Genomic DNA, 13,979 nt, shown 5'->3' on the forward strand with positions numbered 1-13,979 from the left:
TGTTCACTCGACGGGTAACCACCTATCAACTATACCTGTCTAAGATTTTTCCTGCGGACACAGTGTCGGGTTCACTGTGTCGGGCTCTGCCAAAAACGGAAAAATGGGGCGCGCTGCATGAAGAAGAAGCTTGAAAGTGCCTATGCAGGTACGATGAAGAAACTGGCCGTTTTGGCGGTTGCAGGACTTCTCGCCGGTTGTCAGGCCTCAGAGTTTACAGATGCCAAGCATCAGCGCCCTGTCAGCGCCGACCTTCAGCGGAAAATGAAAGCCGAAAACATGGAGAAGACCTCTCCTATTCTCGTGCGCATTTTCAAGGAAGAGTCCGAACTGGAGATCTGGAAGCAGACCCGTGACGGCACCTACGAAAAGCTCGATACCTTTGATATCTGCAAATGGTCCGGCAAGCTCGGTCCGAAGTTCAAAGAGGGTGACCGTCAGGCGCCTGAAGGGTTCTACACCGTTACGCCGGGTCTTATGAACCCGAACTCGAACTATTACCTCTCTTTCAACCTCGGCTATCCTAACAAGTTTGACCGCGCCCACGAGCGCACAGGGTCACATTTGATGGTCCATGGTGCCTGCTCATCCCGTGGCTGTTATGCCATGACTGACGAACAGATGGCTGACATCTACGCCTTGGCTCGTGACAGCTTCATGGGCGGTCAGCGCGATTTTCAGGTACAGGCGTTCCCCTTCCGCATGACACCGGAGAACATGGCACGCCACCGTCACAACGAACACTTCGAGTTTTGGCAGATTCTGAAGGAAGGTTACGACCACTTCGAGATCGCCAAGGTACCGCCAAAGATCGACGTCTGTGACAGCCGCTATGTCTTTAACGCGCAGCCGACCCAGCGCGGAGCCAAGTTCAGCCCACGCATAGCCTGCCCAGACTACCAGTTGCCAGAGGGCATCGCGGTTGCTTTCAACAAGAAGCAGCAGAGCGACGCTCAGGAAATGGCCAAAATTATTTTGGCTGAGGAAGAAAGCGCCCGTCGCAAGGCGGCAATCGCAGCCTTCTTTGGCAACGATCAGGCTGACGAAGCGCCAGTGGCAACCGATACACCTGCGCCAACATCTGTTGCGCGTTCAGCACCAGCCTCAACCACCGTGGCAAGCACACCAAGCGCTCAAGCCACCGTGGCACCGCTTGCTCTCACCGCCCAACCGTCTCCTGCAGAGACTGCCGATGAGGGCTCGGGCTCACGTGCTTTCGGTTTCTTTGACAGCATTTTCCCATTCGGTCAGAGCGGGGAAAGTGACAAGGCCAAGGTGGCACAGATCGGCACACCAGATCCGAACGCCCCGATCCCAGCTGCCAAGCCATAAGCCGAAACACCACCAATTGACATGAGGGCTGCAAACACCGTTTGCGGCCCTTTCCTTTATTTTCTAGAGCCTTACCTGGCCCAAACCAACGCCCTCGGGAAACCGTGGTGCCAAAAGCACCGAGTTGATGAACGTCGAATCCTTAGTAAATTGCATGCCATGCTTGCCTTGCAGGATTGGATAGTGGTCAATGAGCAAAGACTTCAAGGACGCTCTCGTCAGCCTCGAGAAGTGTCAAAAGAGCCTGTTCAAGGCAAGACATTTCGACGACATGAAGACGAGCCTGACCGCCTTCAAGCAACGGTATGATGCCAACGTCGGTGAACTCTCTCGGCTCAAGCAGTCCGTTCCCCACTTTTTGAACATGGAGCAGTTGCTGGAACACAAGCTCTGCGACTGCTTGGACGCCACCAGCTTAGAAGTAGGCGCCTATCCGCAACGCAGCCATCTGTTTTCAACCTTGTTGCTGGTGCGATGCGCGACCTGCGGTTCAGCGCATGTGCCTAAAATGACATTCGATTTAGACAAATATTACAGCGCGCAATATGCGCATGACGTGCAGCAGTTCAGAACCTCCGGCAAACCCTTTTTCGGCCCAGAAAACGAGTTCTTGCAGAGCAAGACCTACGAACGCATGAAAAACCGGGCCAAGCTGATGCTCTCGCTCGCAGGCGATCATGAAGACCACGCCATATTGGACTTTGGATGCGGCGTGGGTATCCTCCTGCATGAATCTGAAGCCCGGACCAAGTACGCCGTTGAGAGCGATCAGTACGCCCTGCGAATTCTGCAAGGGGAGCTGGGGGTCACTGTTACCGCACTGGAAAATCCGGATTTGAAACTAAACGCCATTTACGCCAGCCATGTCCTTGAGCACTTGGCAGCTGAGGACTTGATGGGCACCTTGGCCAAGTTTCGCGCCCTGCTTAAGGCGGAGGGGAAACTGGTCATCTTTGTCCCAGACGGGGCAGATCACATCCAGCGGCTCAAAGCGGGCAGCCGAGATGGCATTCTGTTTGAACCGCACACCCTGCATTTCTCACTAAAGAGCCTGATAGACACCATGACCCGAGCCGGTTTTTCCGTCACCCACGCCTCGCGTCCCACCAGCGTCAAATCCGATACGGCTCTTTACTCCGCTGACTACCTGAGGCCCTATGCGGACATCCCCACTGCAGACCTTGCTGTTGTCGGCACGCCAATCAACTAGGCAGCTCTCACGCCCAGATCGCCATGCGCAAGCCGCGCCCGTCGCGCCGAAAGTCCTGCGGGAACGGCTCAGCCTCGCCGTGATAGAGCCTTTCAGCGATGACAGCGTTCACACAGGCATCCAGCACATCATCTCTGCCAGCGCCCTTCGGCGGCTTCTGATCAAGAAAGCGCTTTGAATAGTCAAACTGTGTCAATAAATCCCGTCGCATATCCAACCCGGCCCCATTCGGTTGCCCTTTGACCTTCTTCGGAAGAGGGATCGGCGCTTGCCCATTCAGCCGCCAGAACGCCATCTCCGGATGAACTTCGAAGATAGTCTCTTCCAGCGCAGGGAGCATAACTTCGTCAAGCTCGCGTATTTTCGGGAACAGATAGAATGCCTGCTTGGAAACCTTCCGGGGTGGGCTGGAGGTTGCCATGGCCACCTCACAAGCCTCCCAATAGTCTTCGCAGTAAACGGCTTTCCGAGAGGGGATAGCGAACACCGTGGACTGTCGCATGCCCAGATGAGCGCGCACCGCCTTCTCCGCACCGCGTCCCGTCGAGCCCATGTGATCGGGAAGTCCAATGGGCATGTCCACGGCGATTTTGGCTGGTTGCGTTGGCGAACGCAGAATATCCGCAAATCTTTCAAACAAACGCAAAGTTGGCTCAGCCACCTTGTTCACGTCTCGAAAGATGGCTAACCACCCTGCCCGGCACCCATCAACTCCCGCGACCCAAACGGGTTCGCCATCAGGCACGGGCGGGCGCCTCCACAATTCGGCGAGCGTTGATCAGCGCCATTGGCTGCAGCAAGACGCCCTGGTTCTGTGGGATAAGAAGCTCATCCCCCGCCATCTTGACGGACCGGGCCACCAGTTCAAACGTTGATGCTGTTGCCTTTTTCAGCGCGTCCGCAGGCGCTGCGCCGTCTAGCCAGCGGGCATAAAACAGCGCTGACAAAAGCGTCCCAGCCCCTTTGGGCGCGTTGGGAACCTGCGCATGTTCAATGATCGTGGCCAATCCAGGCTCGACCAGAATGTTGGCCATGCTGTTCCGGCGCAGAGCTGGTGCCGAAGTTATCACCACATGCGCCACATCCAGCAGGCGGGCCGCTGCCACCGCTTCCTGTTCCGTCTCGGCACTGAAGCCACTCAGCACCGCAAGTTCCTCACGGTTGGGAGTCACACAATCGGCGAGCGGGAATAACTTTTCAATCAAGCTCCTGAGCAAGTCTGGATTGACCGCCTCTTCCTCAGTGCCGCCCAGCGCCGGATCGCAGAGGCAGGTGACGCTTGGGTTCAAGCCACGCACAGCTTGTATCAGCCGCGCAACCTCGTGGACCTGCGTGGCACTCGCAAGGCAGCCAGTGAAAATACCGCCCACCTGATCAAGCCAAGGCGCATTGATGGTGTCATCGATAAGCCGTTTGAAATCAGTATCTTGAGGAACAAAGGCTGCACTTGGACCATGACTGCTTGGCCATGGGATCATGGCCGTTGGAACTTGCCAGACCTGATGTTCGAGGCGCTGAAGGGCAAAGGCGGCCCCCTGGAGGCCGCAGGTGGTGCGTACCCCTTGCGCGCCGATCAGCAGCACGACAGGCTTCAGCCCATCGCCTTCATGAGACCGAAAATCCTCCGGCTTCTTTATGAAGCGCTCAAGCGACATCAGAGGATATCTCTTTTTCATCCGCGCCAGATGCGCCGGTCCCGAAGCGTTTTTCGATGTACTCCAGCACCATCGCCTTGAACTCGTTGGCGATGTTCGGGCCGCGTAAGGTCACCGTTTTTTCGCCATCTACAAACACCGGAGCTGCAGGTTCTTCCCCTGTGCCCGGCAGCGAAATGCCGATGTCGGCGTGCTTGGATTCGCCCGGACCGTTCACAATACAGCCCATAACCGCCACATTCAGGCTCTCGACACCAGGATATTTTTCGCGCCATACAGGCATGCTTTCGCGGATATGCCCCTGAATGTCCTGGGCCAGCTCTTGGAAGACGGTGGAGGTTGTCCGCCCACATCCTGGACACGCGGCGACGATCGGCACAAAGCTGCGGAAGCCCATGGTTTGTAGAAGCTCTTGAGAAACCTGCACTTCTCGGCTTCGATCGCCACCCGGCTCTGGTGTCAGAGATACGCGAACCGTGTCACCAATTCCCTGTTGGAGCAGGACACCCATGGACGCCGCCGAAGCAACAATCCCCTTCGTACCCATGCCCGCTTCCGTCAGGCCCAAGTGAAGAGCGTAGTCACAACGCTGCGCCAAATCGGTGTAAACAGCGATAAGATCTTGAACTTGCGAAACTTTTGCCGAGAGGATGATCTTGTCACGCCCCAGCCCGAGCTCCTCAGCCCGTTGTGCGGACAGCAGACCGGACTGACAAATGGCTTCCCGCATGACTTCCTCAGCCGTCATCGGAGAACCGTTCTTCTGGTTCTGGTCCATCAAATGCGTGAGCAATTCTTGATCAAGAGAGCCCCAGTTGACGCCAATGCGAACCGGCTTGTCATGCTTGATCGCCATCTCGATGATCTGGGAAAACTGCTTGTCCCGCTTGGCTTTAAAGCCAACATTTCCGGGATTGATCCGGTATTTGTCCAACGCCTCGGCGCAGCCCGGATGGTCCGCCAAGAGCTTGTGGCCATTGTAATGGAAGTCACCAATCAGCGGTACATCGATGCCAATGCGCTCCAGCCGCTCCTTGATACGGGGAACCGCAGCGGCCGACTCATCCCGGTCGACGGTTATGCGCACCAACTCTGACCCGGCGCGCGCGAGCGCAGCAACCTGAGCCACGGTGGAATCCGCATCCGCCGTATCCGTATTCGTCATTGATTGCACAACGATAGGGGCATTTCCGCCCACCACAACGCCGCCGACATTCACACCAACTGACTTGCGGCGTGGAAATGGTTTCGAAAAGTAATCCCCGGCAGGTTTTGTCATCTTTGGTCCACTGGCAGTGCTAAACGTCGACACACGGAGTGCCGCAGTTACAATGGCGTGTCAATAGACCACCATAAGGTCAACTACGCACCCGACCCGCCTTACTTAATACTTTTTCCCTCTCAACCAATCCCTCAAGCGCAAATATCGCTTGAAAACAGAGGCAACACCACGGAACAGCCATTTCGGCTCTCGCATCCGAAGCTCTTCAACAGTCTTCAGACGACGGAGCGGTTTTAAGCGGCCCTTTGATTTAAGCAAGTCGGAGTTGCGCGCAATCCATGCATCCAGCTCAGCTTTGATTGCTTCGGCAACGCTGGGTTTGTAGTGCCCTTTCAACCCGCCCATTCCAGTTAACTTGCCGAAAGAAAAGCCGTTGCTGCCATGGATACGGTAATAGCCCAACGGGCTTTGAATATGGAGTGAATTGCGTCAGCGATAAAGTTGCTTTGCTTGTAATTGCCAAGAACCACAAGCACTTTTGGCAGCACTGGCTGCCCCAATTCCACAGTCATTTATACTTCTCTTTTTGAAAGGTCTATTCCGCAGCCGCAATGTCAGCATGCAACCGCATTTCGAAGTACTTGATTGTTTTTTCAAGTCCTTCAGCAAGAGAAACAGAAGGTCGCCACGAGAGATGCTCACGCGCTTTTGATATGTCTGGCTGACGGCGTTGAGGGTCATCTTGCGGCAAGGGCTCAAAGCGGAGACGAGCTTTCGAGGAAACCTTGGCAAGAACAAGCTCCGCCAGTTCCAACATGGTGAACTCCGATGGATTACCCAGGTTCACCGGTCCATCCGGGGCCTTTGGTGCCTTCATGAGCGCCAAGAGTCCGCGAACCATGTCATCAACGTAGCAAAACGAACGCGTTTGCCTTCCATCGCCATAAACCGTCAGATCTTGCCCGGACAGTGCTTGGACAATGAAGTTCGAGACCACACGGCCGTCATTGGGATCCATGAACGGGCCATAAGTGTTGAAGATACGGGCAATTCGGAGGTCAACGCCATACTGGCGCATGTACTCAATGCAAAGCGTTTCACCGGCCCGCTTTCCTTCATCATAACAGGCACGAATACCAACCGGGTTCACATAGCCCCAATAGTTCTCGGGCTGCGGATGAATCTGCGGGTCGCCATAAACTTCGGAAGTTGAAGCTTGCACATACCGCGCGTTCTTTAGGACCGCCAGATCCAAAAGATTCATGGTGCCATTAAAACAAGTTTTCAGCGTAAACAGCGGCGCTCGCTGATAGTGTGGCGGAGAGGCCGGACAGGCGAGATTATAGATTTCATCCAGCTCACCCACCTCAAGGCGCAGCAGCGGTTCAATAATGTCATGTTCAATGAGCGTCAGACCGGTCTGCGACTCCAAATCCAGAAGGTTCCGGCGCGCACTACTGTAGTAGTTGTCCAGCGCAATAACGGTGTGTCCCTGAGCAAGCAAAACGCGACACAAGTTGGCACCGATAAAACCGCCGCCACCAGCAACCAAAACGCGCTTGGCGCCTCGCCGATCTGCCCCGCCAGCGGCCGCAGAAATAACTGCACTCATCTAATCACCGATCCCTAAAGTTCTAACATCTGCATACGGACTCACCAAACCAAAGGTGAAGAAAACAGCCGCTTTGCAATTCTGCCCCCCTAACAAATTACCTTCCCTAGGGTTTTTTGTGCTTTGCAGCACGAACCTACGGCTTTACACATATATTACGTAGAATTGCTGAAAGAATGCAGCGCCACCAGAGAGGGAGCTTAGCAACGTGATGCTGACAGGGAAAACCGCGGTAATTACAGGATCGACATCAGGAATTGGCCTTGCCTATGCCAAGGCACTTGCAGCTGAAGGGGCGAACATCGTCATCAACGGCTTTGGAGACCCACAAGCGATTGAAACCGAACGAGCAGGAATCGAGAGCGAGTTTGGCGTCAAGTGCATCTACCACGGTGCGGATATGACTAAGCCGGCGGAAATCGAAGACATGATTGAGACGGCTGTCTCCACGTTCGATACGGTAGACATTCTAATCAATAACGCAGGCATCCAACATGTGGAGGCCATCGAGAGCTTTCCGGTCGAGAAATGGGATGCCATCATCGCCATCAACCTCTCCTCCGCATTCCACACAATGCGTGCAGCAGTTCCGCATATGAAGAAGCAAGGTTGGGGACGGATAATCAACACTGCATCCGCCCACGCGCTGGTCGCCTCGCCTTTCAAGTCAGCGTATGTCTCAGCAAAACATGGCATCGCAGGCCTGACCAAGACGGTAGCGTTGGAAGTGGCTGAGCACAAAATCACCGTCAACGCTATATGCCCGGGCTATGTTTGGACGCCGTTGGTTGAAGCGCAAATCCCTGAAACCATGAAGGCCCGTGGTTTGACAGAGGAACAGGTCAAAAAAAATGTGCTTCTGGCAGCTCAGCCAACGAAAGAGTTCGTTACAGTTGAACAAGTAGCTGGCGTGGCCCTGTTCCTGTGTACGGACGCTGCCTCCTCCATAACCGGATCCATGATCCCGATTGATGGCGGCTGGACTGCTCAATAGCCCTCCTGACCCTTGAACATCTGCGAAGGAGTGCGCAGCATGGCACGAGAAAACCAGAAGAAAATCAAACTGGCTCTTCAAGGTGGAGGCGCCCACGGCGCCTTCACCTGGGGCGTCTTGGACTGGCTTCTGGAAAATGAAAAACTGCAGATTGAGGCGATTTCGGGCACCAGCGCTGGGGCCATGAACGCGGTCGTCTTGGCAGATGGCCTTGCCAAAGGCGGAGAAGACGGCGCGAGAGAGGCGCTACGGAACTTCTGGCAGTCTGTCAGTAAGGCCAGTCACATGAGCCCTTTTCAACGAAGTCCAATTGATGTTTTTTTCGGAAACTGGAGCCTGGACAACTCCGTGCCCTTCATGGCTTGGGATCTTGTCTCCCGCGTCGCCTCTCCCTATCAGCTCAATCCCTTAAACTACAATCCACTGCGGGAGTTGGTGGAAAGCCAGATCGATTTCGAGCGCGTGCGTCGCTGCGATCGCGTGGAAGTGTATGTGGCAGCCACAAACGTGCGCACCGGCAAAATCAAGATCTTCACCGATGGAGAACTCACCGCTGACGCGGTGCTTGCCTCTTCATGTCTACCAACAGTCTATCAGGCGGTAGAGATTGATGGCGAGGCCTATTGGGATGGCGGCTTCATGGGCAATCCCCCATTGTTTCCGCTATTCAAGCGGTCGCCCACGACAGATGTGTTGCTCATTCAGATCAATCCAGTGGCACGCGAAGAATTGCCGAAAACAGCCCAAGAGATTGCCGAGCGGCTGAACGAGATCACGTTCAACTCAACCTTGCTCCGAGAGCTGCGCGCCATCGAATTTGTCTCCCGCCTGCTGGAGCAAGGAAAGCTGGATGCGAATCACTACACGAAAGTGTTTATGCACCGCATCGAAGCCACCCACGATCTACTCCCGTTCGGCTCCTCTTCAAAATTGAATCCTCAATTGGAATTTATAGAATTGCTTTTTGAGATTGGGCGCAACGCGGCCAAGAAGTGGAGCGCTGAGAACTATGAACACCTGGGAGAACGAAGCACATTGGATCTCGAGAGAGAATTCTCTTAAGGGTCTAAGGCAGAGCGCATCGCATTATGCAATTCACCACACTTTAACACCCTGTTAAATTAACCTCGATTTTGTTGTCCAAGCAGAAACTATGGCTACATCTGGGCCGCGCCACTGCGTCCACATCTGGCAAGCCTTTTGCAACCTGTGCGTCAGCTGATGTCAGGTAGTGCGTCTTCAGCCTCTAGTTTCAAAAAGAGCCTCTCGGCAAAAAGCCGGGAGGCTCTTTCATTTCGCCCCTCTCGACTGATCTCTTTCCAGTGGAAACCCCGGCATTCCGGCTTTTCCCTGACAGCGAAAAATCATGTCTGCCAACCATTTGGAAAGGTTTGTTGAGTATCAAGGTGATGCTGACATTAGGTATTGCGTAGTCAGCACTTAGGTGGAAGTCACAGATGTTCGCGACCCTATCTGTGACTTCCACCTGAAGCTGCCATTACTTCATGGCCGCTGCGTCATCGCACATTCCCGCTTTAGTTGATGATGCCAGAGCGCACCCAATACTCCATAAAATTGAATATCAAAAAGTTTGTCCAATCCGTGTCCCGCAGGTGCACTGTGAGAAACAAGTGAAAGAAAATGCGGTGGCTTAGATAGACTTGAAACCCTCATGTGATTTTATTGGCACCGTGCCCTGTGGTGCTGTAAAATTGGATGGCTACGGGCTCATATAAACTCGAAAGAAGTGCACACCCATGAAAGCTGCTGCTTGCGCCACGCTGTTTTTCCTGTGCGACCCATCCGGCCCAACATTGGTCGACGCTCAGGTAACGACTGTAGACATGTTGCTCGATACCGGAAAATGCATCGAGTGCGATCTACGGCTGGCTGATCTGCGCGAATTGAACCTAGAAAATGCAGACCTGCAGGGCAGCGTCTTTAGAGATGCCGATCTCAAAAATGCCGTTCTGATTTCCGCGAATTTTCAGGCTTCGGATTTAAGACGTGCAGAGCTCGAAAGAGCAGACCTCACCGGTGCGAACTTCGCAATCGCCCAGATGCGCGGCGTCGACATGGAGAAAGCCAACGTCAGCAACGCAGACTTTGGTGAAGCCGATATGCGCGATGCTGACCTGAACGGCGCCATGGGCGACAAGGCCAGCTTCAAGGGAACAGACCTGCGCAATGCCATGTTCATTCGGGCGTCTCTGCAAGGTGCAAACTTCACCAACTCCATGATGCGTGAAGCAAACATGCAGCGCGCCAATCTTGTGGGCGCCAACTTCACGAACGCCCGTATGAAAGGCTCTGATCTGGACCGGGTGAAGGCGCAAGGGGCGAACTTTGCCAATGCGAAGATGGAGAGCGTCAGCTTCGCAAGTGCCAACCTGACAGGCGCAAATTTTTCGGGAGCTGACCTGAGCGGTGCATTCTTCAGGAGAAGCCGCTTGATCGGCGCTAACTTTACCAACGCCCGAGGTTTGAACGACGCAACCTTCCTGCTGGCCTGCGGCGACGAAACCACTATCATCTCCGAGGACATCAAACTAAAGCCCTGCTCCGATCCCGAGTGATCAAAGCAGGGCTTTAAAAAAACAAATCTGCTCAGAGCTTCAATTCTTAGTCAAAGATATTGAAGTCGTAGCGATATGTTGCGCCGATCGCGACGGTGAACTGATCGTCGTCCAAGCTGATCGGGCTGTCTGCGGCATCACCAATCAAGCGATCCCAACCGCCCTGAAGGTGCAATGACACATCCTCAGTTGCTTCATAGCTGACACGGGCAATGGCCCCTACGCTCTTGAAACCCCCATCGGCGCTGTAGGCACCCACGACCGCACTGGATGCCGTGCTGAAGTAGGTCTCCATATAATCAGAGTCGGCAAAATCGACACGCGGACCGATCGCAAGTGTGAGCTTGTCCATCGGCTTTGTGATGTAGTCGATGCCAGCTCGGCCCACAATGCCGGTATGGCCATTGAAGCCGTGGCGAACTTCGGCAAACATCCGGAACGCATCATAGCGGAAACCGCCACCAAAGCCGATTTCACCAGCCCAGTCCACCTTCTTGGTCCCTGCAAGGCGCGCGTCGTCTGAAGGCTCACGCTCACCAACAAAACCAAACGATGGGTAGAAGAAAAGGCTCTGCGTACCGCCATCCTTAACCTGACCGAAGCCCGGCAAGTAGAAGCGGCTGAAGGCAAACAAAGGCAGCGGATAAACCACATAATCATCCGCGCCATCATATTTTGGAGTGATGACACCGGCCACACCGATATCAACTACATATTGTTTGCTGGCCTCGGTTGGCGTCAGGTCATCAACCAAGATGCCATCGTCAGCCAGAGCCTGCGCGCTCACGCCAGCCATCAGAGCGGCGGTCAACGCCACTTTGGCAAGAAGCTTCATGATAAATCCCACCTGTAGAATCTCTGCGGCAACTATATCCGCAAAACACCTGTAAGTTTTATGAAAAAGCAGATCTAAGGCCGAGTGTTGCGAATTTGCACGCCTACTGCTGCATTTTCGCGTGCACCAGCTCTACATGATCCCCAATTTCAACTGGTGAAATTCTCGAAACAGCTTCTTTTCGGAGGTGGATAAGTGAAGTAATCGACCCGCGGCCGAATCTTTTGCAACATTTAAATGCATGATGCTTTCATTATTAAATCCAACGATCACCGAAGCGACTGTCCATGACCGGCATTCTAACGCTGGCGCTGACACGCCAAACCGCCTATCTAAGGCGAAACGAAACCACCTGAGTCTTCTCAGGCATAATATCCGAGCACCCACTTATGTTTTTGAGCATCTTCGAGATCTTTAAAGTCGGCATTGGCCCCTCATCTTCCCACACCATGGGCCCCATGGTCGCCGCTGCCAAGTTTTTGGATGAACTGCGCGATGGCTCCAGAAGGTGGCCAGGGGCAGGAGATGCTGCTGCTGTAAAGTGCATTCTTCACGGCTCCTTGGCGTGGACCGGAAAAGGCCATGCAACAGACAAGGCCGTGGTCCTTGGCTTGGCTGGCTGCACACCGGAGACACTGGATCCGGAAGAAACGGAAGCCATTGAAGCCTCCATTGCCGCTCACAAGCAAATCACACCAGAAGGTCTGCCTGCGCTAGCCTTCAATCCGGAAACAGATGTGGTGTTCGACTTCGAAGCGAACCTGCCGGGGCACGCCAACGGCATGGTGCTGGAGGCCTACGATGCTGCAGGAGCGCTTCACTTTCGTGAAATCTATTACTCCGTTGGGGGTGGCTTCGTTCTCACCCAAGACGAGCTGTCAGCGATGAAGGAAGGCAAAGCCACCCTCGCGACCAACGGCGAGCTCCCGCCGGTACCGTTCCCGTTTGCCTCAGCCAAACAAATGTTGGAGCTGGGCACCACCTCCGGCAAGTCCGTTGCAGAAATGAAGCTTGCCAACGAACAGGCCCGGCAGGCGGTAGATGATCTGGACGCGCAGCTTTGGCGCATTTGGTCTGTAATGGACAAGTGCATTGAACGCGGGCTGCAAACAGAGGGCATCCTGCCGGGAGGCCTTCAGGTAAAACGCCGCGCGGCTGCCATTTATCGCCAACTTCAGGAAGAACGCGGCCTGAACATGTCCATGCCCCATGTGGCCAATGATTGGCTCTCGGTTTATGCCATGGCGGTCAATGAAGAAAATGCTGCCGGTGGTCAGGTCGTAACAGCTCCAACCAACGGCGCTGCGGGTGTCATTCCGGCGACCATCAAATACTACAGAGACCACTGCCCAGGCAGCAATGATGAAGGAATTCGCACCTTCCTGCTGACCGCAGCAGCTATTGGCGGCATCATCAAGCACAACGCCTCAATCTCCGGCGCAGAAGTCGGCTGTCAAGGTGAAGTGGGCTCTGCAGCTGCAATGGCGGCAGCTGGCCTGTGCGCGGCTCTGGGTGGCACCAATGAGCAGATTGAAAATGCAGCTGAAATTGCTCTGGAACACCACCTCGGAATGACATGTGATCCGGCGAAGGGACTGGTGCAGGTACCGTGCATTGAACGCAATGGGCTTGGCGCCATCAAGGCCGTTTCCGCAGCATCATTGGCTCTACGCGGTGACGGCTCTCATTACATGCCGCTCGACAATTGCGTCGAAGCCATGCGCCAGACTGGCGAGGAGATGAACGACAAGTACAAGGAAACAAGCCTTGGCGGCTTGGCTGTGAACCTTCCAGAGTGCTGAACCCCTTCTGAAACAACACTAGCTCGAGGGGCCTGCGATTTTGCGCCCCTTGAGCATTTCCCGCTTGGTGCCAAACCCCTTGGCACGCTCTACCGCAAAGCCTGCTGCCTGCAGATTTCGCCGCACCCAGCCAGCAGCCGTGTACGTGGCAAAGGTGCCCTGCTCGTTCGTCTGATCAAACACAGCTCGCAGTAGCTCTTCCGACCACAACTCCGGGTTCTTGGAGGGATTGAACCCATCCAGATACCAGGCATCTGCCGCTTTAGGCATGGTCTTGATCAGCTCATTGGCATCTCCCACGCCAAGACAAAGGGTCACGTCCTCAAGAGCAACCTCCATCCATCCTTGAGTGAGCTGCCAGTGACACAGCACCTCTTCGGCAACGGGCATCAACTCTGGCCACGGCCGGATGGTCTTGCGTATCTCATCCTCCGCCATGGGATAAAGCTCAAAGGAGATGAACGTGAGCTCAGGTCGCGTGTCCTTGGGCAGTCGGCGAAGGTGCAAGACAGTCTCATAGAAATTAAGGCCGCTGCCGAACCCCAGTTCTGCCACAACCAGGCTGGAAACCTGTGTCATCCGCTGTTCCAGGCCATTGCCCTGAACAAACACATAGTTTGTCTCTTCACGACCTCCGGCCTTGGAGAAATAGGTATCGTCGAAACGGGACGAAAACGGCACATCCTCGTTGCGCCATTCCAATTCAGCTTTTTCTGTCATATGAACGGCCAATTCTCACTG

General features: G+C 54.6%; 14 protein-coding genes. 6 read left to right on the forward strand and 8 right to left on the reverse strand.

What is annotated here, in order from left to right:
* Positions 1 to 117: 117 nt before the first annotated feature.
* Complete coding sequence (locus tag PUV47_RS05405) at positions 118 to 1,332, forward strand: L,D-transpeptidase family protein (RefSeq protein ID WP_274217487.1); 1,215 nt, start codon at positions 118 to 120, stop codon at positions 1,330 to 1,332.
* Between the two features lie 190 nt (positions 1,333 to 1,522).
* Complete coding sequence (locus PUV47_RS05410; protein ID WP_274217488.1) at positions 1,523 to 2,542, forward strand: class I SAM-dependent methyltransferase; 1,020 nt, start codon at positions 1,523 to 1,525, stop codon at positions 2,540 to 2,542.
* Between the two features lie 7 nt (positions 2,543 to 2,549).
* On the opposite strand, the gene PUV47_RS05415 is transcribed toward PUV47_RS05410, so the two are convergent.
* From PUV47_RS05415 to PUV47_RS05440, 6 genes are all read right to left on the reverse strand, one after another.
* On the reverse strand, positions 2,550 to 3,287 hold the full coding sequence (locus tag PUV47_RS05415; RefSeq protein WP_274217489.1) for a DUF429 domain-containing protein: 738 nt from the start codon (positions 3,285 to 3,287) through the stop codon (positions 2,550 to 2,552).
* Complete coding sequence (locus PUV47_RS05420) at positions 3,280 to 4,197, reverse strand: bifunctional hydroxymethylpyrimidine kinase/phosphomethylpyrimidine kinase (protein ID WP_274217490.1); 918 nt, start codon at positions 4,195 to 4,197, stop codon at positions 3,280 to 3,282. Before PUV47_RS05420 ends, PUV47_RS05415 begins: the two co-directional genes overlap by 8 nt.
* Positions 4,187 to 5,476, reverse strand: a complete 1,290-nt coding sequence (gene ispG, locus PUV47_RS05425; protein ID WP_274217491.1) for a flavodoxin-dependent (E)-4-hydroxy-3-methylbut-2-enyl-diphosphate synthase — start codon at positions 5,474 to 5,476, stop codon at positions 4,187 to 4,189. Before ispG ends, PUV47_RS05420 begins: the two co-directional genes overlap by 11 nt.
* A 105-nt stretch (positions 5,477 to 5,581) precedes the next feature.
* Positions 5,582 to 5,824 (reverse strand): hypothetical protein, encoded by a 243-nt coding sequence (locus tag PUV47_RS05430; RefSeq protein WP_274217492.1) that lies wholly within the window; start codon positions 5,822 to 5,824, stop codon positions 5,582 to 5,584.
* A 5-nt stretch (positions 5,825 to 5,829) separates the two neighbouring features.
* Positions 5,830 to 5,991, reverse strand: a complete 162-nt coding sequence (locus tag PUV47_RS05435) for a hypothetical protein (RefSeq protein WP_274217493.1) — start codon at positions 5,989 to 5,991, stop codon at positions 5,830 to 5,832.
* Positions 5,992 to 6,014: 23 nt separating this feature from the next.
* Positions 6,015 to 7,031: a UDP-glucuronic acid decarboxylase family protein gene (locus PUV47_RS05440; protein ID WP_274217494.1), complete on the reverse strand. Its 1,017-nt coding sequence runs from the start codon at positions 7,029 to 7,031 to the stop codon at positions 6,015 to 6,017.
* A gap of 211 nt (positions 7,032 to 7,242) precedes the next feature.
* On the opposite strand from PUV47_RS05440, the gene PUV47_RS05445 reads away from it, so the two are divergent.
* The 3 genes from PUV47_RS05445 (at position 7,243) to PUV47_RS05455 (ending at position 10,601) form a co-directional block, all read left to right on the forward strand.
* A complete protein-coding gene (locus PUV47_RS05445) occupies positions 7,243 to 8,025 on the forward strand; it encodes a 3-hydroxybutyrate dehydrogenase (RefSeq protein WP_274217495.1) in 783 nt (260 codons plus the stop codon).
* A 39-nt stretch (positions 8,026 to 8,064) separates the two neighbouring features.
* Positions 8,065 to 9,087 carry a patatin-like phospholipase family protein gene (locus tag PUV47_RS05450; protein WP_274217496.1) on the forward strand — a complete coding sequence of 341 codons (1,023 nt, stop codon included), beginning with the start codon at positions 8,065 to 8,067 and terminating at the stop codon, positions 9,085 to 9,087.
* 695 nt (positions 9,088 to 9,782) lie between these two features.
* Positions 9,783 to 10,601, forward strand: a complete 819-nt coding sequence (locus tag PUV47_RS05455) for a pentapeptide repeat-containing protein (protein WP_274217497.1) — start codon at positions 9,783 to 9,785, stop codon at positions 10,599 to 10,601.
* A 46-nt stretch (positions 10,602 to 10,647) separates the two neighbouring features.
* Here PUV47_RS05455 and PUV47_RS05460 read toward each other — a convergent pair whose 3' ends face one another.
* Positions 10,648 to 11,436 (reverse strand): MipA/OmpV family protein, encoded by a 789-nt coding sequence (locus PUV47_RS05460; RefSeq protein ID WP_274217498.1) that lies wholly within the window; start codon positions 11,434 to 11,436, stop codon positions 10,648 to 10,650.
* Between the two features lie 389 nt (positions 11,437 to 11,825).
* Here PUV47_RS05460 and PUV47_RS05465 point away from each other — a divergent pair, with 389 nt between their 5' ends.
* Positions 11,826 to 13,238 carry an L-serine ammonia-lyase gene (locus tag PUV47_RS05465; protein ID WP_274217499.1) on the forward strand — a complete coding sequence of 471 codons (1,413 nt, stop codon included), beginning with the start codon at positions 11,826 to 11,828 and terminating at the stop codon, positions 13,236 to 13,238.
* Positions 13,239 to 13,256: 18 nt separating this feature from the next.
* On the opposite strand, the gene mnmD is transcribed toward PUV47_RS05465, so the two are convergent.
* Entirely contained in the window at positions 13,257 to 13,958 is a 702-nt protein-coding gene (gene mnmD / locus PUV47_RS05470) for a tRNA (5-methylaminomethyl-2-thiouridine)(34)-methyltransferase MnmD (protein ID WP_274217500.1), read from the reverse strand.
* Positions 13,959 to 13,979 lie beyond the last annotated feature (21 nt).

Origin of the sequence: Pseudovibrio exalbescens, from assembly GCF_028737195.1 — a bacterium.
Classification (GTDB): domain Bacteria; phylum Pseudomonadota; class Alphaproteobacteria; order Rhizobiales; family Stappiaceae; genus Pseudovibrio; species Pseudovibrio zosterae.

What these genes read in the sequence shown, in the direction of transcription:
- PUV47_RS05405 (WP_274217487.1), top strand. Translation starts at nt 118, where the DNA reads ATGAAGAAGAAGCTTGAAAGTGCCTATGCAGGTACGATGAAGAAACTG.
- PUV47_RS05410 (WP_274217488.1), top strand. Translation starts at nt 1,523, where the DNA reads ATGAGCAAAGACTTCAAGGACGCTCTCGTCAGCCTCGAGAAGTGTCAA.
- PUV47_RS05420 (WP_274217490.1), bottom strand. Translation starts at nt 4,197, where the DNA reads ATGTCGCTTGAGCGCTTCATAAAGAAGCCGGAGGATTTTCGGTCTCAT.
- ispG (WP_274217491.1), bottom strand. Translation starts at nt 5,476, where the DNA reads ATGACAAAACCTGCCGGGGATTACTTTTCGAAACCATTTCCACGCCGC.
- PUV47_RS05430 (WP_274217492.1), bottom strand. Translation starts at nt 5,824, where the DNA reads ATGGGCGGGTTGAAAGGGCACTACAAACCCAGCGTTGCCGAAGCAATC.
- PUV47_RS05435 (WP_274217493.1), bottom strand. Translation starts at nt 5,991, where the DNA reads ATGACTGTGGAATTGGGGCAGCCAGTGCTGCCAAAAGTGCTTGTGGTT.
- PUV47_RS05440 (WP_274217494.1), bottom strand. Translation starts at nt 7,031, where the DNA reads ATGAGTGCAGTTATTTCTGCGGCCGCTGGCGGGGCAGATCGGCGAGGC.
- PUV47_RS05445 (WP_274217495.1), top strand. Translation starts at nt 7,243, where the DNA reads ATGCTGACAGGGAAAACCGCGGTAATTACAGGATCGACATCAGGAATT.
- PUV47_RS05450 (WP_274217496.1), top strand. Translation starts at nt 8,065, where the DNA reads ATGGCACGAGAAAACCAGAAGAAAATCAAACTGGCTCTTCAAGGTGGA.
- PUV47_RS05455 (WP_274217497.1), top strand. Translation starts at nt 9,783, where the DNA reads ATGAAAGCTGCTGCTTGCGCCACGCTGTTTTTCCTGTGCGACCCATCC.
- PUV47_RS05460 (WP_274217498.1), bottom strand. Translation starts at nt 11,436, where the DNA reads ATGAAGCTTCTTGCCAAAGTGGCGTTGACCGCCGCTCTGATGGCTGGC.
- PUV47_RS05465 (WP_274217499.1), top strand. Translation starts at nt 11,826, where the DNA reads ATGTTTTTGAGCATCTTCGAGATCTTTAAAGTCGGCATTGGCCCCTCA.
- mnmD (WP_274217500.1), bottom strand. Translation starts at nt 13,958, where the DNA reads ATGACAGAAAAAGCTGAATTGGAATGGCGCAACGAGGATGTGCCGTTT.